General features: G+C 45.3%; 18 protein-coding genes. All 18 read right to left on the bottom strand.

Annotation, left to right across the window (positions count from 1 at the left end; all coding sequences use genetic code 11):
- Positions 1-47: 47 nt before the first annotated feature.
- Positions 48-1,052: a tetratricopeptide repeat protein gene (locus ACZ444_RS05460; RefSeq protein ID WP_382360174.1), complete on the bottom strand. Its 1,005-nt coding sequence runs from the start codon at positions 1,050-1,052 to the stop codon at positions 48-50.
- A 214-nt stretch (positions 1,053-1,266) separates the two neighbouring features.
- Positions 1,267-2,928, bottom strand: a complete 1,662-nt coding sequence (locus tag ACZ444_RS05455; protein WP_382360171.1) for a glycerol-3-phosphate dehydrogenase/oxidase — start codon at positions 2,926-2,928, stop codon at positions 1,267-1,269.
- A 185-nt stretch (positions 2,929-3,113) separates the two neighbouring features.
- Positions 3,114-3,488, bottom strand: a complete 375-nt coding sequence (gene dhaM, locus ACZ444_RS05450; RefSeq protein ID WP_382360168.1) for a dihydroxyacetone kinase phosphoryl donor subunit DhaM — start codon at positions 3,486-3,488, stop codon at positions 3,114-3,116.
- A gap of 1 nt (position 3,489) precedes the next feature.
- Entirely contained in the window at positions 3,490-4,110 is a 621-nt protein-coding gene (gene dhaL / locus ACZ444_RS05445; protein ID WP_382360165.1) for a dihydroxyacetone kinase subunit DhaL, read from the bottom strand.
- 15 nt (positions 4,111-4,125) lie between these two features.
- Positions 4,126-5,109 (bottom strand): dihydroxyacetone kinase subunit DhaK, encoded by a 984-nt coding sequence (gene dhaK / locus ACZ444_RS05440; RefSeq protein ID WP_382360162.1) that lies wholly within the window; start codon positions 5,107-5,109, stop codon positions 4,126-4,128.
- A gap of 74 nt (positions 5,110-5,183) precedes the next feature.
- Entirely contained in the window at positions 5,184-6,677 is a 1,494-nt protein-coding gene (gene glpK, locus ACZ444_RS05435; RefSeq protein WP_382360159.1) for a glycerol kinase GlpK, read from the bottom strand.
- A 43-nt stretch (positions 6,678-6,720) separates the two neighbouring features.
- Complete coding sequence (locus ACZ444_RS05430; RefSeq protein WP_382360157.1) at positions 6,721-7,536, bottom strand: MIP/aquaporin family protein; 816 nt, start codon at positions 7,534-7,536, stop codon at positions 6,721-6,723.
- Between the two features lie 170 nt (positions 7,537-7,706).
- A complete protein-coding gene (locus ACZ444_RS05425; RefSeq protein ID WP_382360154.1) occupies positions 7,707-8,255 on the bottom strand; it encodes a glycerol-3-phosphate responsive antiterminator in 549 nt (182 codons plus the stop codon).
- Between the two features lie 68 nt (positions 8,256-8,323).
- Entirely contained in the window at positions 8,324-9,763 is a 1,440-nt protein-coding gene (locus ACZ444_RS05420; protein WP_382360151.1) for a nicotinate phosphoribosyltransferase, read from the bottom strand.
- A 113-nt stretch (positions 9,764-9,876) separates the two neighbouring features.
- Entirely contained in the window at positions 9,877-10,392 is a 516-nt protein-coding gene (locus tag ACZ444_RS05415; protein WP_382360148.1) for an acyltransferase, read from the bottom strand.
- 86 nt (positions 10,393-10,478) lie between these two features.
- The gene (locus ACZ444_RS05410) at positions 10,479-11,438 is read right to left on the bottom strand and encodes a nucleoside recognition domain-containing protein (RefSeq protein WP_382360145.1); all 960 of its coding nucleotides are present in this window, start codon (positions 11,436-11,438) and stop codon (positions 10,479-10,481) included.
- A gap of 19 nt (positions 11,439-11,457) precedes the next feature.
- Positions 11,458-12,303 carry a prolipoprotein diacylglyceryl transferase gene (gene lgt, locus ACZ444_RS05405; RefSeq protein WP_382360142.1) on the bottom strand — a complete coding sequence of 282 codons (846 nt, stop codon included), beginning with the start codon at positions 12,301-12,303 and terminating at the stop codon, positions 11,458-11,460.
- A gap of 11 nt (positions 12,304-12,314) precedes the next feature.
- Positions 12,315-13,247, bottom strand: coding sequence for an HPr(Ser) kinase/phosphatase (gene hprK / locus ACZ444_RS05400; RefSeq protein WP_382360139.1), 933 nt, complete (start codon positions 13,245-13,247; stop codon positions 12,315-12,317).
- Between the two features lie 123 nt (positions 13,248-13,370).
- Positions 13,371-13,727 (bottom strand): phage holin family protein, encoded by a 357-nt coding sequence (locus tag ACZ444_RS05395; RefSeq protein ID WP_382360137.1) that lies wholly within the window; start codon positions 13,725-13,727, stop codon positions 13,371-13,373.
- Positions 13,728-13,860: 133 nt separating this feature from the next.
- A complete protein-coding gene (gene bshB2, locus ACZ444_RS05390; RefSeq protein ID WP_382360135.1) occupies positions 13,861-14,523 on the bottom strand; it encodes a bacillithiol biosynthesis deacetylase BshB2 in 663 nt (220 codons plus the stop codon).
- Positions 14,524-14,566: 43 nt separating this feature from the next.
- Positions 14,567-14,920 carry a YojF family protein gene (locus ACZ444_RS05385; protein WP_382360132.1) on the bottom strand — a complete coding sequence of 118 codons (354 nt, stop codon included), beginning with the start codon at positions 14,918-14,920 and terminating at the stop codon, positions 14,567-14,569.
- A 203-nt stretch (positions 14,921-15,123) separates the two neighbouring features.
- Positions 15,124-18,006 carry an excinuclease ABC subunit UvrA gene (gene uvrA / locus ACZ444_RS05380; RefSeq protein WP_382360129.1) on the bottom strand — a complete coding sequence of 961 codons (2,883 nt, stop codon included), beginning with the start codon at positions 18,004-18,006 and terminating at the stop codon, positions 15,124-15,126.
- Positions 18,007-18,081: 75 nt separating this feature from the next.
- On the bottom strand, positions 18,082-20,094 hold the full coding sequence (gene uvrB, locus ACZ444_RS05375) for an excinuclease ABC subunit UvrB (RefSeq protein ID WP_382360126.1): 2,013 nt from the start codon (positions 20,092-20,094) through the stop codon (positions 18,082-18,084).
- Positions 20,095-20,142: the final 48 nt, after the last annotated feature.

Raw genomic sequence — 20,142 nt, 5'->3', positions numbered from 1 at the left:
CCATTCTTATGCTTATCAGCCAATTTTCATAACAGGGAAGCCATTTTTCAACGATTCCAGGGCGCGGTTTTGTCTGCAAGTGCCGGATGTTTTTGACAGCCCTCTTCCCATAATGACGCAGCTTTCGATGTCTGCCCAATCTGATATGCCGCCAGACTGTACCATTTATAGTAGGCCTGATGAGACTGCACTTGCGGCTTGTTCAGTGTTTGAAAGCGCCCGAAGGCCCATTTATAAACACCCGTCCTTGCAAAGGTAACAGCTATTCGTAATTTTTGCTGTTCATGAATAGGATATACATTCAACAGTGGTGTTATATAGTTGTTATATTCCGCCATCTGCCCTATCTGGTGATAAAATAACGCCAGGTTCGTGTAACTGTTAATTGAATCAGGGTGTTCCAGCAAGAACGCGTGTTCAAGTCTGATCGCCTCTTCTGTGTGACCGTAAAAGAACAAAACGTAAGCATAATCATGTTCAATCATCTCGTGTTCCGGAAACAGTGAAAGCATTTCTTCAAGCAGCGGCAGTGCTTCTTCCCACATCTCGTTTTCCATATGCTGAAAAACAGCTTCCTGATATACAAGCAGTTCTTCCTCTTCCTCGAACTCCCATTCATCACTCTCTGCTTCATCACTATTCACTAAATCCAGCAGATGTTCAGCATCATCGCGGAAATCTCCCTCTGGGGACGCACTAAGATAGTGTTTTGCATATTTTTTTGCGTCATTCAGCAGTCCTAAATGGGCATAATTATTAGCCAGCAAATAATAACAGTCCGTATATGTCTCATTGGTTGTCTGCAGGACCTCGTGCAGCAATTGATTGGCTGCTTGATAGGCACCGGTTTCAGTATAAACAACGGACAACTGGCACTGGTATAGTGGCGTGTCAGGTGAAAATTCAATAGCCTTCCGCAGCCATTTAATGGCCGTGTCGAATTTCTGTTTCTCGAAGGCTTCGACACCTTTTGTGAAATAAAACTTGCCGTTCGGAATAAAGGGGACAATATTCTCCTTATATTCTGTGTTTGATTCACTTGAAGACGCCATAATCTGGGCTCCCCCTTATTGTCGAATTTCTCCGAATAAAGTGTATCACAATTGAAAGAGAAATAACATATGGTTGCCTATTTTAAACGAATTTTAGATGGCAGCTTCTGAACTATGAAAAAAAACTGGGACAAATGTCCTTTTATCAACGTCTAGCTGCTCCGCAAAATGTACCTTAGCGTTGATAATTCAGGTTTTGTCCCAGCCCCTCTAATTAATTAGTTGGATGAACGGCTTCATAAAGAAGTTGATCCAGCTGTTCGATATAGGATTGTTTTTGATTGTCGCTCCATTCCAGAACACGGGCCATATAATTAATAACAGGATCTTTATGCTCTCTGACAAAGTCAATATCAAAAAACAGGGCACCCGTACGGCGTATGAAAAAATCAACGGGTTTATAGACCATTTCCTGATCAATCGCATAAAGCAGCTCCGCAAATACGATCGGCTCAATCCCTTCTTCAGCTGCACGCGAATATTCACGCTGATACAGATTGAAGATTTCATCAATGTTCCCGCCATACTTTTGGATCAGAAAACGCGCTGTTTCGTCTTTAATTCCCAAATCAGCTGCTTCAGTAAGTTTTTGCTCCCTTAACGCTTGAAAGCCTGTTGAACCATTGACATCCCCACCGGAAATAGGTAAATGCACCGTTTTGCATTCCGAATATAAAATATCATAGTCATCTTTGAACTGTTCAGCAATCGTGTCGACCACATTTTCGGCCATTTTGCGGTAACCTGTCAACTTTCCGCCGGCGATGGATACCAGCCCGGAATCTGAGATAAATATTTCATCTTTACGGGAAATTTCATCAGGATCATCCTGGCCTTCCTCAGCAATCAGCGGCCTTAAGCCGGCATAACTCGAGTCAACATCAGCAACCGTCATGCCAAGCGATGGAAACATATAATTGATGGCATCCAATAAATAGTCCCGGTCCGCTTCGGTCATCTGTGGATGAGCAATATCACCATTATGACTGGTATCCGTTGTTCCAACATAGGTTTTCTTATTCCGCGGGATGGCAAAAACCATCCGGCCATCAGGGGCATCAAAGTAAACCGCCTGCTGCAGTGGAAAACGGTCATTTTGAAATACAAGGTGAACCCCTTTTGTCAGCTGCAGCGTTTTGCCCTGTTTGGAACCGTCCATTTCACGAAGATTATCGACCCATGGACCGGCTGCATTGATAATTTTCTTCGCATAAACATGGTGCTTTTGACCTGTGATGCGGTCTTCGATAAGAGCTCCAACCACTTGGCCCTCGTCATAGAGCAGATCCACCACTTTAGCGTAATTAATCGCATGAGCACCTTCTTCAACGGCTTTCTTCGCCACTTCGATCGTCAACCGGGCATCATCTGTTTTATACTCGACGTAATAACCGGCGCCTTTCAGACCTTTCTGTTTGACAAGCGGTTCCTTTTTCAGGGCCTGTGATCGGCTCAGCATCTTCCGTCGTTCGCCCTTTTTGACTTTTGCCAGAAAGTCATAAACGCGCAGACCAATATTCGCCGTTAACGGACCAAACGTCCCGCCTTTGTAAAACGGCAGCATCATCCACTCAGGTGTTGTCACGTGTGGCCCATTTTCATAGACGATCGCCCGCTCCTGACCAACTTCTGCCACCATTTTTATTTCAAATTGCTGTAGATAACGCAAGCCGCCGTGCACTAATTTTGTCGAGCGGCTGGATGTCCCGGCAGCAAAATCCTGCATCTCGACAACAGCTGTATTCATGCCGCGCGTAACGGCATCGAGTGCAATACCTGAACCAGTGATCCCGCCGCCGATAACAAGCACATCCAGCTGCTTCTGCTCCACGTCCTGAATGATAGTTTCCCGCTTACGACTTGAAAATACTGACATGACTTTTATCGCTCCTTATATTAAGAAATGTTTAGTTCATATCCTGTTGGACATATTCCCTAAAAAAAGAAACCGCAAAATAGACGAATGAACCATTCATCAGTTTTCGCGGTTTCTCCTTGGCTCCGGTAAACTTATTAACTTAACTATATTCTACCACACTTCTGACCCCTTTGTATAACGATTCACTTGAATTCTTTCATAACAGCCTCTGCTGCGTCGTCAGCTTCTTTTTCCATCCCGCATTCAACAGCCGCAACATAAGCACCCTCCAGCAAGGGAACGTCCAGAAGTCTCACCTTCTCAGCTGTTGCCATTTCAATCGCCATTTCTGCATTCATTTTAGCACTGCCTATATCATAGAACACTAAAACACCCTGACCCTGATCGGCGCGGCTAATAGCTGTCTGGATCTTGTCAATGCTTGTTCCAATATCATTTTCATCCGTTCCGCCAGCCAGCTCAATCGGAACTTCTTTCATGACCTGGCGAATCATATCATTTATCCCATCAACAACTTTTGGACTGTGCGAAATAAGGACGATACCGACATAGGCCATATTAAGTTCCTCCTTCAATCACTTCTGACAAGGCCTCGAAAATATACAGTGAGGATGCAGATCCCGGATCAATATGACCGATTGACCCGTCCTTAAAATAAGCGGCTCTTCCTTTTGTGGCCATCATGCTTTTCGTTTGCTCCATAGCACTTTTTGCCTCTTCTGCTATCCTGTCTGCCCTGAAGTCTGATTCACAATTAAACAGATCTGCCATTTTCGACCACACATCCACAAGTGTCTTGTCACCTTCTGCTGCTTTTCCCCGCTGTTTAATACCATTTACGGCGTCCTCAATGGCACCCGTAAATGTATCATAATCAACCGGGTCAATTCCTTTTATGGCTGCGGATAATTTCAGGAATGCTGTCCCGAACAACGGACCGGATGCACCGCCTACTTTTGACATCAGTGTTTTAGCTGTATCCTGCAGTACATCAGCACCGCTCGTATACGTCTCTCCTCTGATTTTTTCCGCCGTTTCCTGAAAACCGCGTGACATATTGATACCGTGGTCACCGTCACCGATCGCCTGATCCAAAGCTGTCAGATAATCTTTATTGGCCTGGATTTTTTCATTTGCTTTTACGATCCAATCAACTATATTCTGTACAGTTAGAGCCATCGCTATCACCCCTTTTCAACCGTTAAACGCCAGTGTATTGGCTGGTTCATCGAGCAGCTGTTTCAATTCATCATCCAATTGCAACAGCGTTAAAGAGCAGCCGGTCATTTCCAGCGACGTCATGTATTCACCGACTAGTGTTTTGTACACATTAATCTCATTGTTCGCTAGTATAGCCTGTACTTTATTATTCATAATATACAGTTCCATCTCCGGAGTAGATCCTAAACCATTGACTATAACAGCTGTATCACTCCCGGAAAAATCATAATCAGCCAAGAGCTTATCAGTCAGTTCTTGTGCTATATCATCAGCAGGAGCAATTTCTTTTCGTTCGATGCCTGGTTCACCGTGAATGCCGATACCGATTTCCATCTCATTTTCAGCTAAAGTGAAACTCGGCGTTCCAGCAGCAGGGACTGTACATGGGGTCAGCGCCATTCCCACCGACCGGACGTTTTCGGCTGCCTTATCGGCTGCGGCTTTAACCTCCTCTAGTGAACCGCCTTGCTCAGCTTTTGCCCCAGCCATCTTATGAACCAGTATGGTACCGGCAATACCTCTGCGCGATGCGACATCATCAACAGCAACATCATCATTTACAACCACTTTGGCCACTTTAATGTTCTCAGCCTCAGCCAGTTCAGCTGCCATATCAAAATTCAGCACATCGCCTGTGTAATTTTTGACGACCATAAATACGCCTGCACCACCATCAACAGCTTTAATTGCTTCAAATATCTGGTCAGGCGTCGGGGATGTGAAAACCTCACCCGCCACTGCAGCATCCAGCATTCCTTTACCTACATAACCGGCATGAGCTGGTTCATGGCCGCTTCCTCCGCCGCTCACAATACCAACTTTATTAGACTCCGGGGCCGTTCTTCGTTTAATAACAGTGGTCCCGGGCAATTGTTCCAGGTCATCTGGGTACGCAGCAGCCAAACCTTCCGCCATCTCTTGCACAACGGCATTCGGATCATTTATGATTTTTTTCATTTTTCGCCCTCCTTATAGTAAAAAGAGAGGCCAATCTTATTCTTAAATAGTGACCTCTCCTGAACCATTATTCTTTATTCGAACGTTCTTGCTGCCTTTACGGCTTTCTTCCATCCAGCATAAAGATTATCGCGTTTTTCCTCTGGCATATTTCTGGTAAAGGTGCGCTCTTTCTTCCACTGTCCTGCAATTTCATTTTTATTCTGCCAGTAGCCAACAGCCAGTCCTGCCAGATAAGCAGCTCCTAAAGCAGTTGTTTCCTGCACAACCGGCCGTTCAACCGGTACATCCATCATATCACTCTGGAATTGCATTAAAAAGTCATTCTGTACGGCACCGCCATCAACGCGCATCGCTTTGAGGTCTATTCCGGAATCCTGAATCATGGCATCGAGCACATCTTTGGATTGGTAGGCAAGCGACTCCAAAGTGGCTCTGACCATATGCTCGCGTGTTGTTCCGCGCGTGATGCCGAAAAAGGCGCCGCGGACATCACTGTCCCAATAAGGTGTTCCCATTCCGACAAATGCCGGCACCATGTACACACCATCTGTGGAATCAATCTGTGTCGCATATGCCTCACTTTGCGGCGAATTCTCGATAATATTCAGCCCATCACGAAGCCATTGAATAGCTGAACCGGAAACAAAGATACTGCCCTCCAGCGCATACTCAACTTTGCCGTCAATGCCCCAAGCCAGTGTGGTCAGTAATCCATTATCCGATTGAATGCCTTCTTCACCCGTGTTCATCAGCATGAAATTGCCGGTTCCATAGGTGTTTTTGGCCATACCCTTTTCAAAACAAGCCTGGCCAAACAAGGAAGCCTGCTGATCACCGGCGATGCCGGCAATCGGAATTTCATGACCAAAGAAATGGTAATCAACTGTTTGCGTATAAATCTCGGAAGACTCCTTCACTTCGGGCAGCATGCTTTTCGGAACGCCGAATATAGCCAGTAATTCATCATCCCATTGCAAATCATAAATGTTGAACATCAGCGTTCTGGAAGCATTTGAGTAGTCCGTTATATGTGCTTTTCCGCCTGACAATTTGTACACAATCCAAGTATCCATGGTGCCGAACAACAGCTCATCATTATCAGCTTTCTCCCGGGCACCTTCTACATTATCAAGTATCCATTTAACTTTTGTTCCTGAGAAATAAGGGTCGATCAACAGGCCCGTTTTCTGATGAATGGTATCCTCATAACCCTGATCCTTGAGTTCCCTGCAAATGCCGTCTGTTTGCCGCGACTGCCAGACAACCGCTCGATATATAGGTTTGCCAGTATTTTTGTCCCAGATGACGGTTGTTTCACGCTGGTTGGTTATACCAATACCGGCAATTTGAGAAGGATCGGTATCCGCTTTTCGCAACACTTCCGAAATACAAGCGAGCATCGATGTCCAAATTTCATTGGCATCATGCTCAACCCAGCCAGGTTTTTGGAAAAATTGTTCAAACTCTTGCTGCGCTGACTCAACAATCTCACCATCATGATTAAACAAAATCGCCCGGGAACTTGTTGTTCCCTGATCCAAAGATAAAATATACGTTTCACGCATGACCTTCTCCCCCTTAAAATTAATGGATGTGCATTACTTTCTTCTAGACTTCGCTCGTTGCTGTTTTCGCTTTTCTTAATTCCGACACAGCTGCTCCAATAAAAATAATGGCGACTAACACAGTTAAAATCCAAAACATGATGGAAGATTCACCTAAAAACAATACCTTATAAAACAAAGCGCCATAGATACTTCCTAAAATCGGACCGACAACTGGGATCCAGGCATAACGCCAATCGGATGCTCCTTTATTCGGAATCGGAAGCAATGCATGGGCAATTCTGGGCCCAAGGTCACGAGCCGGGTTAATCGCATAACCTGTCGCACCCCCCAGAGACATTCCTATGGCAACAATCAATAGCCCCACAACTAATGGATTAAGTCCTTCAGAGTAATTATTGGCACCAATGAACATCAGTCCCAGCATAAGAACAAATGTACCAATCATTTCACTGACTAAATTTGAAGGAAGACTGCGGATAGCCGGCGTTGTTGAAAACACATCCCGTTTAGCTATCTTATCCTTCGTTTCCCGCCAATGCGGCAAATAGTTAAAGAATACAATCACGGCACCAATAAAAGCGCCGATTAACTGAGCGCCGATATACATTGGCACTTTTTCCCAGGGAAATTGGCCGGCTGCAGCAAATCCGATGGTAACGGCAGGATTGATATGAGCATCTGTCACCAGTCCAGCCGCATATACACCCATTGTAACACCCAGTCCCCAGCCTATGGTAATCAGGACCCAGCCTGTCCCCTCAGCCTTTGAATTTTTCAGAAGAACACCGCCAACAACGCCGCCTCCTAAAATCACCAGGATCATCGTACCAAGTAACTCCGCTAAAAACTCAGACATCCTAACACCCCCAGTTATTGTCCAGCCATTATTCGACACAAAAAAATCCGCAAAACAATCATGTACTTTTCTTAAAGTACACTTGCAACGCGGATCTCCAAATCTCCATCACAAATTAACTTGTTAACTATTATTATAATGACTTATGCAAACGCTGTCAATAACCATTCTTAGTGGGAACGCCATAATTCTGTGTTGGACGTCGACACAGCAATTGCGCCGGCATTCAGTGCTGAAGAAACTTCATTTTGATCCCGGATAAGCCCTCCAGCGATCACTGGTACGCCGGTTTTCTCATTAATATGCTGAATAATATCAGGGATGAGACCAGGCAGCAATTCGACACAATCCGGTTTAAAACGGTCAATTAATTCTAGATTATGGTCTAATGCCATACTATCCAGCAAAAACATACGCTGAATGGCCAGCAGCTCATGCTTTTTAGCAAGCTTAATAATATTACCCCGGGTTGAAATTATTCCGTCCGGCTTAATCTCACGGATTAAAAACTCCATCCCATACTCATCAGCTTTTAAGCCCTGAATTAAATCAAAATGAAGTAATACCTGTTTGCCCTCTCGTTTTGAATAGTTAATTAAACTTTTTAATTGCGCAAGACGCGTTTCCAGAAAAAAGATCGTATTCGCTTCAGACCCCAAAGCCTTTTCAAAATCCTTCATTTGCCGGACAGCTGGAACAATGCCTGTGGGAATGTCCATATGATACCTCCTATAACAGCCTCCTCATATTCAAGCGATCCATCACCCTGGAAAGGACATATTATCGCTTACTCCAGCGAATTTTTCTCAATAATATCCTGCTTCATTTTCCATAATTCATAGCTCAAATCAACATAATACGTTTGCGGATTAAGCAATCTTAAAGTTTCTTCCCATATAAACGCAAGCTGTTGCTCATGATAGCTGTGTATATCTTCGAGCGACGGCAGCTGATAAACTTGTTTCCCGTCCACAAAGATTGGCTGCAGAAGATCAACAGCATCATAGTCATCCACATATTTAAACTTTTGCGGGAATATCGGATCAAACATCTTCAGCGGTTTATCATTGACCACTTCATGATCCAGCGCAACATAGTCGCCTTCCGACTTTTGTGTCTTGCGATTGATGATTCTGTAAACCTTTTTCGAGCCGGGAGTTGATATCTTTGCCAAATCATCAGACAGCTTAATCACCGGCACAAGTGCATTGTCCTTCTCTCTGGCAACAAGTTTGTACACACCGCCAAGTGATGGACTCCTGGCACCGGTAATCAATTTTGTTCCAATACCCCAGGCTGTAATTTTGGCTCCCTGTAATTTCAGATGCATAATAACTTCTTCATCAAGATCATTGGAAGCCATAATCTGAACATCTTCCATGCCTGCTTCATCAAGCATTCGCCGGCCTTCAATTGACAAACGGGCCAAATCCCCGCTATCAAGACGGACAGCCTTTAACTTCTTGCCATATTCTTCCAGTTGCTTTCCGATCTTTATAGCATTAGGAATCCCGGATTGCAGCGTATCATATGTATCAACCAGCAGGACCGTCTGATCAGGCAGAGCCCTGGCAAAGTTCATGAAGGCTTCTTCTTCTGTATCGTGGTCCTGAATCCAGGAATGCGCATTGGTCCCCTGTGTCGGAATGCCAAACAGCTTACCAGCACGCATATTTGATGTTGCGTGAAAGCCCGCAATATAGGCAGCACGGGCGCCCCAGATAGAAGCATCAGCTTCCTGTGCCCTTCGTGTTCCAAATTCAATCAGCGTATCATCATCAACAACCTGTTTGATGCGGCTTGCCTTCGTGGCAATCAGACTCTGATAGTTCATCATATTAAGAATAGCTGTCTCGATCAATTGCGCTTCAAAAATGCGTGCCTGCACCCGGATAAGGGGTTCATCCGGAAAAACAATTTCACCTTCATGCATAGCGTAAATGGTGCCGGTGAAAGAAAGCTGTCTTAATTCATCCAGAAAACCTTCTTCATAATTTTCTTCCTGCTGTCTCAGAAAATCAATATCTTCTTCAGTAAACGTCAGGTTATTAATATAATGAACAACCCGCTCCAGCCCGGCAAACACAGTATAGCCGTTATGGAATGGATTGTTTCGAATATACGCATCAAAAATCGCTTCGCGGTTATGCGAGTTATTTTTCCAGTGCGCATACATCATATTAATCTGATACTTATCCGTGTGCAACGTTAAATTTTCGTATTCCATCAGTTTCCCCCATTAAACGACTTTACGACTATTGTATACGAAAAGCACCTTAATTTAAATAAATTGTCCTCCGAACCAGGAATGGCTTTTTATTATCTGTCAGCCTCATGTCATTATTCATCATCTTCCTGCCGCTCTGTCAATTCTTCTTTCGTGTAAATGATCTGCATAGGATTCCCCCCCGCGAAAACACCCGGAGGTACATCTTTATTGACCAGCGTGGCTGCGGATATTATCGCCCCATTGCCAATCGTTACGCCGGGCAGAACCGTCGTATTGGCGCCGACCATCACCTCATCACCGATGACAACAGGGCCAATCCGGTACTCTTTAATTAAGTATTCATGAGCCAGTATCGTTGTATTATAACCAATAACACAATTGGAACCAACTTTTATCTGTTCCGGAAACATCGTATCGGGCATGACCATCAGGGCAAATGCTGTCGTCTTCCCCACCTTCATACGCAAAAAGGTGCGATACAGCCAGTTTTTCACACTTAAAAGAGGCATATACCGGCCCAATTGGATAATACAAACATTCTTCACGACTTTCCAGAATGAAACCGTTTGATAAATATGCCACAGTGAATTGTCTTTGTTCACACGATACCGTTTTGTTTGACGCATCAGCGACACTCCTGGTCTTCTGTTCTATTAAAGCTGCTTGAACAACAAATTAATCAATCGCTATTAAGCCGTGCATGCGACCGTCATCAAAGTGGAAGATTAGACTGACTATAGGTTGACTTGCGGCCTTTTCGATGAGCCACACGTTTCCAGATTGCTGCAACTGTTATTGTTAATACAACAGCGGTGACCAGACGGATCAGCAGCAGTGGCCATACCGGAATCCCCAGCGGAATGAATATAACAGTGTCTTCCACAACAGCATGACAGGCAACAAGAAAAATCAGTGCCAAATACATATCATGTTTGGAGACACCATCTTCTTCGACAGCCTGAATCATTAAGCCCGCCCCATAAGCCAGGCCTAATGTCAGACCAGCAACCAGCGTCATCGTTGTATTTTGTCCCATGCCAAGCACCCTGGTAAAAGGGGCCAATTTGTCAGAAATGAGCGTAAGCCAGCCTTTTTCCCGGAAAAACTGCATCACGACCATTAAAACCAGTACAATCAGCGCTAACTGAAGTATGGCCGTGAAGGCTGTCTGCAGTCCGTGGAGCAAAACATCAGCCGATCCATCGGGTGCTGCATCAGATGATGAGATAAGTCCGTACTGGGCTGGCTCACTTCCACCCGTCCAGAGAAGATTAATCATGATCGCTGCGACCAAAGAAAGCGAAAGACGAATGCCCAAAATCAGCCACCAGCTCACACCTGCCTTAGAGGCAACTGTTGATTCAATAAATAAATTATGGGAAAACGACATCATAACCGCCAGAATAAATACTTCTTTAATCGAGAAATCGAACGAGACGATCGCGCCAATGCCGGCATACAGATTCAGGGCATTTCCCAGCACAAGCGGCACGGCGGCTTCACCGGACAGTCCAAGCAGTCGCATGAGAGGACTAATCTGCTCCACGACCCAGTCCAGTACAGGGGTGTACTGCAAAATAGTTACAATCAGTGTGATTGGAAAAATAACTTTGCCCAACGTCCATGTCAGGTGCAGTCCCCGCTGCAGCCCCCGGCTAAAAATACCCGTCAATGATCTGCCTCCCCTCATTCTACGACTTCTTCTTTTTCACCTTTTCCCCATTGTAATGTCTATCAGCCATACCAGATTTACGGCGATACCACATGATAGCAAGCAGGCCTAAGATGATAATAACCGAGATAAGCTGTGCCATTCGAATATTGGTATCGGGAACATATAAGCTGTCTGTCCGCATCCCTTCAATCACAAAACGGCCAGCCGAATAGGCAATCAAATAACTCACAAAGATTTCACCGCGCAGTGGATTCTTGCGGCGCAATACGAGCAGAAGGATGAGAACCAAAATATCCCAGAATGACTCATATAAAAAGGTTGGATGATACATAACACCATCAATGCACATTTGGTTCATAATGAAATCGGGTAAATATGTATGGAAATTATTAAACGTTTCCTCACTGATCGGGCCGCCATGAGCTTCCTGATTCATAAAATTGCCCCAGCGTCCGATAGCCTGTCCCAAAATCAGACTGGGTGCTGTGATATCTGCCAGCTGCCAGAAAGAGACCTTTTTCACACGCGCAAAGATAATCGCCGTCAGAACCGCACCAATTAACGCGCCATGAATGGCAATGCCGCCTTCCCAGACTGCAAAAACATTCCACCATGGACCACCTGCATAACGATCCCATTCAAAAATCACGTAATACATCCGTGCAAAGATAATCGCAACAGGCAAAGCAAACAGCAGTAAATCGACCATTAAATCTTTTGGCATGCCCAGCCGGTCAGATTCCTTCGTTGCCAAATAAAGCCCCAAAAAGGCGCCAAATGCAATTATCACACCGTACCACTGAATTGTCAGCGGCCCTAACTCGAAAAATACCGGATCTAATGCCGGTGCATTGCACTGCACATTAACCACTCCTACTCCATATCATGCCCCTGGTCTATCATATCTGTTAATCGCTCAGAAAATTTCTCAGCCGCATTAACACCCATACGTTTTAGTCGGAAGTTCATAGCAGCAACTTCAACAATTACGGCAAGGTTACGCCCCGGTCGGACCGGGATCGTTGCTTTCGGCACATTAACATCCATAATTTTCGTTGTATCTTCATCAAGCCCAAGGCGATCATACTGTTTTGTTTCATCCCACAATTCCAGATCGATAATCATCGATATACGTTTATAGCTTCTGACAGATCCTGCGCCGAACAACGTCATAACGTCAATGATGCCAAGTCCGCGGATCTCCAGTAAATGCTCAATCAAAGGCGGCGAGTTACCAATCAGCGCTTCATAATCTTCCTGCCGGATTTCAACGCTGTCATCTGCCACGAGTCGATGCCCCCGTTTGACCAGCTCAAGTGCTGACTCACTTTTACCGACCCCACTCTGGCCAGTCAAAAGCACACCCACACCATAGATATCTACTAACACGCCGTGAATAGCAGTGAACGGGGCAAATTTAGCTTCCAGATAATTGGTCAGACGGCTGATAACCCGCGTCGTTTTGCGTGGTGAGTGTAATATCGGGACCCCTGATTTATTCGCCGTCTCCAGAATAACCTCTGGAATAGCCATATCTCTCGAGATAACGATGACAGGGGTGATATCGGTACAAAGCTGTTCCATGCGATCCTTCTGTGCGTCTGCCGGCAGATCAAGAAAATAGGACATCTCCGTTTTGCCAATTAATTGCAGACGTTCCCGCGGATAATAGTTAAAAAAACCAGTCATCTCAATCCCCGGCCGATGGATATCGCTGGACATAATTTCCCGATGGACGCCATCTTCTCCGGCGACTAAAGTCAAATTAAAATTTTCCAGCAGATCTTGTGTGCGGACTTTCGCCATCTTGTAAGCCTCCATTTATCCCGTAAATACTGATTTATATTGTAGCATATTTTTTTCCCAGCGAATATACCAGCCGGCTTAACATTCAAAAAATCGCAGGTGGCTCACCTGCGATAAGAGCGGTTACGTCATGGGATCCCTGATAAGCTTATTCAGCAGAAGATTCAGGACAGAAATGATCACCGCAGCTATAACAGCAATACCAAACCCTTCAATGATGAATGATTCATCCATAATGGCCTGTGCCACCATCAGGCTGACAGCATTAATCACAAATAAAAATAAACCAAGGGTCACCACTGTCACCGGAAGCGTCAAAACCACTAAAATCGGTCGTACAATCAGATTGAGAATACCAATGATAATACTGGCCAATACAGCTGTACCAAAACCTTCAAGGTGAAATGAACTGAACAGCTGAGCTGTCACAATAAGGGCAACAGCATTCAAAATAATCGATAGGACTGCTCGCAGCAGCATTCATGCACCTCCCGCTCTTCAGCATGATAACAACACTAATAATATAAGCATCAAGGAAGACGCCACTTGCGAAAGCAATCACAGCAAACTGATGCGGCCACTTTCGCATGTCACGCTCTCCTGTTAAAATCCATTAGTCCGAAAAATGCCAGATATAAAATTGTTCCTGACCCAAGTGCCGTTTAGCTTTTTCGCCTAATTCTGCAGACGTGTCTGAACCGCCGTGAAATTGACCAAGAATTCCCTTAGCCTGTGACTGATGGGCAAAAATCGCTTCTTTCTTCTGCTCCAGCACAGGCAGCACATCATTTGAAATATCCGGCTTGCCAAGTTCCTGCTGGTTAATCGCTTGTGCCCAGACGGTCGGCCGTTTATCAGGATCCATCAAACGAACCGCTTCAATGGCCGCAGCACCCATGGCATTATGATCAGGATGGACAGCATAGCCCGGATAATGTGTCATAACCAGACTCGGCTGTATCTCCTCGAGGTAGCCTTTCAGGTGATCAGCGACGTTGCGTTTATCTTCAAATTCCACCATTTTATCACGGTAGCCAAGCATATGAAGGTCAACATCTAACTTCTCACACGCATTAACGAGTTCCTCCCGGCGGATTTCCGGGAGTGTTTCCCGATTGGCAAATATAGGTGATCCCATATTCCGTCCCATTTCTCCCAAGGTGCCGCACAAATAAGTAACTGGCACACCCTGATTTCGGAATTGCGCGATCGTGCCTGCCGCACCAAATGATTCATCGTCTGGATGCGGATATATAACTACAACATGCGTTTCCATTTTCATCACCCAATCCTTAATAGTATATGCAGATCAAATCAGTTTATTGCCCCAGCGGTGTCTCACTAACATGCAATGCTACCATCAGCTTGCCATCCTGATCGTGCCCCGCAAGAAGCAGCTCATTATCATTATGGATGGTCCAGTCTGTCAGTCCTTCAGCATAAACCCAGCCAAGCTGTGTCTTGAGTCCGGCCCGGTAGCCTGCTCCATCTCTTACCAGTTTAGCTTGAGAAAAGTTAATTGCCGCATTGCGTATATAAGCACCGACATTATGAGCCTGGCCATCAAAATGACTCGCATAAGCTCCATTCGTTGTTTCCAGATGGATGTAGACATCTTTATTGATCAAATCATTCAATTGCTGCTGTACCTGTTCCTGTTCAATCGGCTTCATTACAAGTCCTCCTAACATATTTCCAAGGTATCAGAACGGCATAAAACCCGAGTACGTGGCTTCGCATACGGACGATTCCAAATCTGTACCCGCGCATGGGACTATCGTAACATCTCCAAGGGGCAATGCGCTCTTTTGCGGATTGCCCTGCCATTAAATAAGCCTATCGCTTCAGATCGCGGGAGCAGCGGAGCCAAAACACCTTAGGTTAACTCGATTTCTTCACGCCGCTTCATATCCCGCTCCATCCGTTCGCGATCACGTTCCAGGACGGGTTTTAAGTAATAGCCTGTATAGGATTGCTCCTGTTGTTCCGCCACTTCTTCCGGCGAACCCGTTGCAATGACGTAGCCTCCGCCATCGCCGCCTTCAGGTCCCAAATCAATGATATGATCAGCCGTTTTAATAACATCCAGATCGTGTTCAATAATTAAAACAGAGTCGCCATTGTCAACAAGCCGCTGCAGCACATCCAAGAGACGTCTGACATCATCAGTATGCAAACCCGTTGTTGGTTCATCTAAGATATAAAACGATTTACCATTGGAACGGCGATGCAGTTCACTGGCGAGTTTAACCCGTTGCGCCTCGCCGCCTGACAATGTTGTAGCCTGCTGGCCCAGTTTAATATAACCAAGCCCCACATCAGAAATCGTCTGCAGTTTTCGCTTAATTTTCGGGAGGTTCCCAAAGAATTCCAGACCCTCTTCAATGGTCATGTCCAACACGTCAGCAATATTTTTCCCTTTATAGGCCACTTCGAGCGTTTCCCGGTTATAACGCTTGCCATGGCACACTTCACAGGCAACAAACACATCCGGTAAAAAGTGCATCTCGATTTTAATAATTCCATCCCCATGACATGCCTCACAGCGGCCGCCCTTCACATTAAAACTAAAGCGCCCTTTTTTATAACCGCGGATTTTAGCTTCGTTCGTTTCTGCAAACACGTCACGAATATCATCGAACACCCCGATATAAGTAGCCGGATTTGATCTTGGTGTTCGGCCGATGGGTGATTGATCGATATTGATCACTTTTTCAACTTGCTTTGTTCCATTTATACGCTGGTGTTTTCCCGGTTTAAACTTGGCACGATACAGCTGTCTGGACAAGGATTTATATAAAACGTCATTAACCAGCGTACTCTTCCCAGACCCTGAAACACCTGTCACAGCTGTCATGATACCGATTGGGAAAGAAACATCCACGTTTTTCAGATTGTTTTCCTCAGCTCCGACGACTTTGAGCTGCTTTTGCTTAGACGGTTTGCGTCGTTTAGCCGGAAGCGGTACATATTTCTCACCAGCTAGATATTGACCGGTCAGCGATTCTTTATTTTGCATCACGTTTTCCGGTGTATCGCTTGCTACAATATAACCGCCATGTTCACCTGCTCCCGGTCCAATATCAATTAAATGATCAGCCGCCAGCATCGTATCTTCATCATGCTCAACAACAACCAGCGTGTTATCGAGATCACGCATTTGCTTCAGGGTATTGAGCAGACGGTTATTATCACGCTGATGCAGTCCAATCGATGGCTCGTCCAGTACATACAGGACACCGGTAAGAGCTGAACCAATCTGGGTAGCCAGCCGTATCCGTTGTGCTTCGCCGCCAGATAGTGTTCCCGCTCGGCGTGACAGGGTCAGATAATCAAGTCCGACATTATTCATAAATTCAAGCCGATCAGCTATTTCCTTTAGGATCATCTGGGCAATCGTTTCTTCCTTCTCCGTCAGCTCAAGGCTCATAAAGAACTGTTTAGCTTCAGTTATCGCGTAATCCGTAACCTCACCAATATGCTTGCCGTTTACTAAAACGGCAAGCGCTTCTTCTTTAAGACGATGCCCATGGCAGGTCGGGCAATCATTCTGCGACATGTATTTACCCAGCAGTTCCCTGGTGAATTCAGATGATGTTTCCTCATAACGCCGGGCAATATTAGCCACAACACCTTCAAAATAAATCGCATTATCACGAATCGTGCCAAAGTCATTCTGAAACCGGAATTGAATTTTTTCCTTGCCGCTTCCATACAAAATTTTGTTCATTTGTTTTTTGGGGATGTCTTTAACCGGTATCGTCATGTCAATGTTGTAATGATCACAAACACTCTTCAAAAGCTGTGGATAATACTGAGAACTGATGGGCTCCCAGGCTGCAATGGCATGATCGTTTAGACTCTGATTCCAATCCGGTATAACAAGTTCCAGGTCAACTTCAAATTTGGTCCCCAGTCCATCACAGGTTGGACAGGCACCATATGGACTGTTGAAGGAAAAAAGCCGGGGTTCCAGTTCGCCGATTGAATAGCCACAAATTGGGCAGGCATGGTTTTCGCTGAACACCAGCTCCTGATCATCGATGACATCGACAATGATATTCCCGTCACCGAGTCCGAGTGCCGTTTCGATCGAATCACTTATACGGCCGGCTGCGCCATCTTTGACAACGATGCGATCAACAACGACTTCAATGGAATGATCTTTATTTTTTTCCAGCTGAATATCATCTGTCACTTCCCGCATTTCCTGATCGACCCGGATCCGAACATATCCTTCGCGTTTCAGCTTTTCGATTGTTTTGGTATGTTCGCCTTTACGTCCGGAAACAACGGGCGCCAGAATTTGCATCTTGGTTCGTTCAGGGTACTCCAGCAAACGATCAACCATTTGCTGAACGGTCTGGGACGTGATCTCAACACCGTGTATGGGACAAGTTGGACGGCCGATCCGCGCAAATAACAGACGCAGATAATCATAAATCTCCGTCACTGTCCCGACAGTTGAACGGGGGTTGTTGCTGGTTGTTTTCTGATTGATCGAAATAGCCGGCGACAAGCCTTCAATTGCATCAACATCGGGCTTGTCCATTTGCCCTAAAAACTGGCGGGCATAAGCAGACAGCGACTCGACATAGCGGCGCTGTCCTTCCGCATATACTGTATCAAAAGCAAGTGATGATTTGCCTGAACCGGATAAACCGGTAAACACGACAAATTGACCTTTGGGAATCGACACATTAATATTTTTTAAATTATGAGCACGAGCGCCTTGAACGGTAATCGATTTACTAGACATGAACAGGTCATCCCTCCACTTTGCTTGGTCATGAATTATTCAGAAACGGCTGCTGGAACCATCTCTCAGCAGCGATTAGGCACCTTCTGCTTTCAATTCAAGCATAATATCGCGCAGTTCAGCGGCTTTTTCAAAATCAAGCGCTTTAGCCGCTTCTTTCATTTCTTTATCCATGTTCTCAATCACTTTCTCTTTTTCATCTTTCGTCATCTCTTTAACATTTGGTTTGCTTCTGCCTTCTTCTTTTTCATCATCTTCAGCTTCTGTCGTTGCCTGAATGACATCACGCACTTCTTTTTGAATCGTTGTTGGCGTAATGTTATGCCGTTCGTTATAAGCCATTTGTTTTTCACGGCGACGGTTTGTTTCCTCAATCGCAGTCTGCATCGAATTCGTCACCTTATCACCATACATGACGACTTCACCATGCTCATTTCTGGCAGCACGCCCCATGGTCTGAATAAGGGAACGTTCAGATCTGAGAAAACCTTCTTTATCGGCATCGAGAATAGCCACAAGGGATACTTCCGGAATATCCAGTCCTTCACGGAGCAGGTTAATCCCTACGAGCACATCATACTTGCCCATGCGTAAATTCCTTATGGTTTCAAGACGCTCCAAGGTTTTTACCTCTGAATGCAAATAGGCAACTTTAATGCCGATTTCCTTCAAATAGTCCGTTAAATCCTCAGACATCCTTTTTGTCAAAGTTGTCACGAGCACGCGTTCATTGCGCTGCGACCGGTCTTTAATTTCCGCAATCAAATCATCCACCTGCCCGTCAATCGGCCGGACATGAATCTCGGGATCAAGTAATCCCGTAGGCCGGATAATCTGTTCGGTTACATCCGGCGCATGCTCTTTTTCGTATGGACCGGGTGTTGCCGAAACATAAATCAGCTGATTGGTGACTTTTTCAAATTCCCCAAACTTGAGGGGGCGGTTGTCGAGTGCGGACGGCAGACGAAAACCGTGATCAACCAATACTTGTTTACGTGCTCTGTCGCCATTGTACATACCTCTGATTTGCGGCAGGGTGGCGTGTGACTCATCAACAACACACAAAAAGTCATCCGGAAAGAAATCCAGCAGTGTATAGGGTGTTGCGCCGGGTTCACGGAATGTCAGATGAGCCGAATAGTTTTCGATACCAGAACAAAAGCCCATTTCCTGCATCATTTCGATATCATAATTCGTACGCTGCTCCAGGCGCTGGGCTTCCAGCAGTTTATCCTGTTCACGCAATGCCGCGAGTTGTTCTTTCAATTCTTTTTTAATATTTTCAATCGCTACTTTCAGCTTTTCATCACGGGTCACAAAGTGGGAAGCCGGATAAATGGCGACATGTTCACGATCGCCGACGATTTCACCGGTTAACGCGTCCACTTCCCGGATCCGATCAATTTCATCACCAAAAAATTCAATCCGAATACAGTGTTCATCACGCGAGGCCGGGATCACTTCAACTGAATCCCCGCGCACACGGAATGTTCCGCGCTGAAAATCAATATCGTTACGGGCATACTGAATATCCACAAAGTCCCGTAAAAGCTGGTCACGATCTTTTTCCATTCCCATTCTCAGTGACAAAACCTGGCTTTTATATTCGTCCGGTGACCCGAGACCATAGATACATGAGACACTTGAAACAATCAGAACATCACGTCGTTCAATCAATGCTGATGTTGCTGAATGCCGCAGTTTATCAATCTCATCATTAATACTGGCGTCCTTTTCAATAAATGTATCAGTCGATGGGACATATGCTTCCGGCTGATAGTAATCATAATAGCTCACAAAGTACTCAACGGCGTTATTCGGAAAAAATTCTTTAAACTCGCTATACAGCTGACCCGCGAGTGTCTTGTTATGAGCAATAACCAATGTTGGCCGATTAATCTCTGCTATGGCATTGGATACTGTAAAAGTTTTGCCTGTGCCAGTAGCACCAAGGAGTGTCTGATGCCTCTGGCCGGACTTCACTTTTTCAACAATCTCGTTAATCGCTTCAGGCTGGTCTCCGCGCGGCTCATAATTCGCTTCTAACTGAAATTGATTTTCCAAACCGAAAGACCTCCGTTCCTTCATTGCATCTATTCTAACATAATTAAACTCACATTTTAATGGTCATGCGAA

It is taken from the genome of Lentibacillus kimchii, assembly GCF_055381965.1.
This window is presented reverse-complemented; position numbering and strand designations above follow the sequence as displayed.

What these genes read in the sequence shown, in the direction of transcription:
- bshB2 (WP_382360135.1), bottom strand. Translation starts at nt 14,523, where the DNA reads ATGGAAACGCATGTTGTAGTTATATATCCGCATCCAGACGATGAATCA.
- ACZ444_RS05460 (WP_382360174.1), bottom strand. Translation starts at nt 1,052, where the DNA reads ATGGCGTCTTCAAGTGAATCAAACACAGAATATAAGGAGAATATTGTC.
- dhaM (WP_382360168.1), bottom strand. Translation starts at nt 3,488, where the DNA reads ATGGCCTATGTCGGTATCGTCCTTATTTCGCACAGTCCAAAAGTTGTT.
- ACZ444_RS05395 (WP_382360137.1), bottom strand. Translation starts at nt 13,727, where the DNA reads ATGCTGCTGCGAGCAGTCCTATCGATTATTTTGAATGCTGTTGCCCTT.
- glpK (WP_382360159.1), bottom strand. Translation starts at nt 6,677, where the DNA reads ATGCGTGAAACGTATATTTTATCTTTGGATCAGGGAACAACAAGTTCC.
- ACZ444_RS05455 (WP_382360171.1), bottom strand. Translation starts at nt 2,928, where the DNA reads ATGTCAGTATTTTCAAGTCGTAAGCGGGAAACTATCATTCAGGACGTG.
- dhaL (WP_382360165.1), bottom strand. Translation starts at nt 4,110, where the DNA reads ATGGCTCTAACTGTACAGAATATAGTTGATTGGATCGTAAAAGCAAAT.
- uvrA (WP_382360129.1), bottom strand. Translation starts at nt 18,006, where the DNA reads ATGTCTAGTAAATCGATTACCGTTCAAGGCGCTCGTGCTCATAATTTA.
- ACZ444_RS05425 (WP_382360154.1), bottom strand. Translation starts at nt 8,255, where the DNA reads ATGGACATTCCCACAGGCATTGTTCCAGCTGTCCGGCAAATGAAGGAT.
- ACZ444_RS05385 (WP_382360132.1), bottom strand. Translation starts at nt 14,920, where the DNA reads ATGAAGCCGATTGAACAGGAACAGGTACAGCAGCAATTGAATGATTTG.
- hprK (WP_382360139.1), bottom strand. Translation starts at nt 13,247, where the DNA reads ATGGCGAAAGTCCGCACACAAGATCTGCTGGAAAATTTTAATTTGACT.
- ACZ444_RS05430 (WP_382360157.1), bottom strand. Translation starts at nt 7,536, where the DNA reads ATGTCTGAGTTTTTAGCGGAGTTACTTGGTACGATGATCCTGGTGATT.
- ACZ444_RS05415 (WP_382360148.1), bottom strand. Translation starts at nt 10,392, where the DNA reads ATGCGTCAAACAAAACGGTATCGTGTGAACAAAGACAATTCACTGTGG.
- dhaK (WP_382360162.1), bottom strand. Translation starts at nt 5,109, where the DNA reads ATGAAAAAAATCATAAATGATCCGAATGCCGTTGTGCAAGAGATGGCG.
- uvrB (WP_382360126.1), bottom strand. Translation starts at nt 20,094, where the DNA reads ATGAAGGAACGGAGGTCTTTCGGTTTGGAAAATCAATTTCAGTTAGAA.
- ACZ444_RS05420 (WP_382360151.1), bottom strand. Translation starts at nt 9,763, where the DNA reads ATGGAATACGAAAATTTAACGTTGCACACGGATAAGTATCAGATTAAT.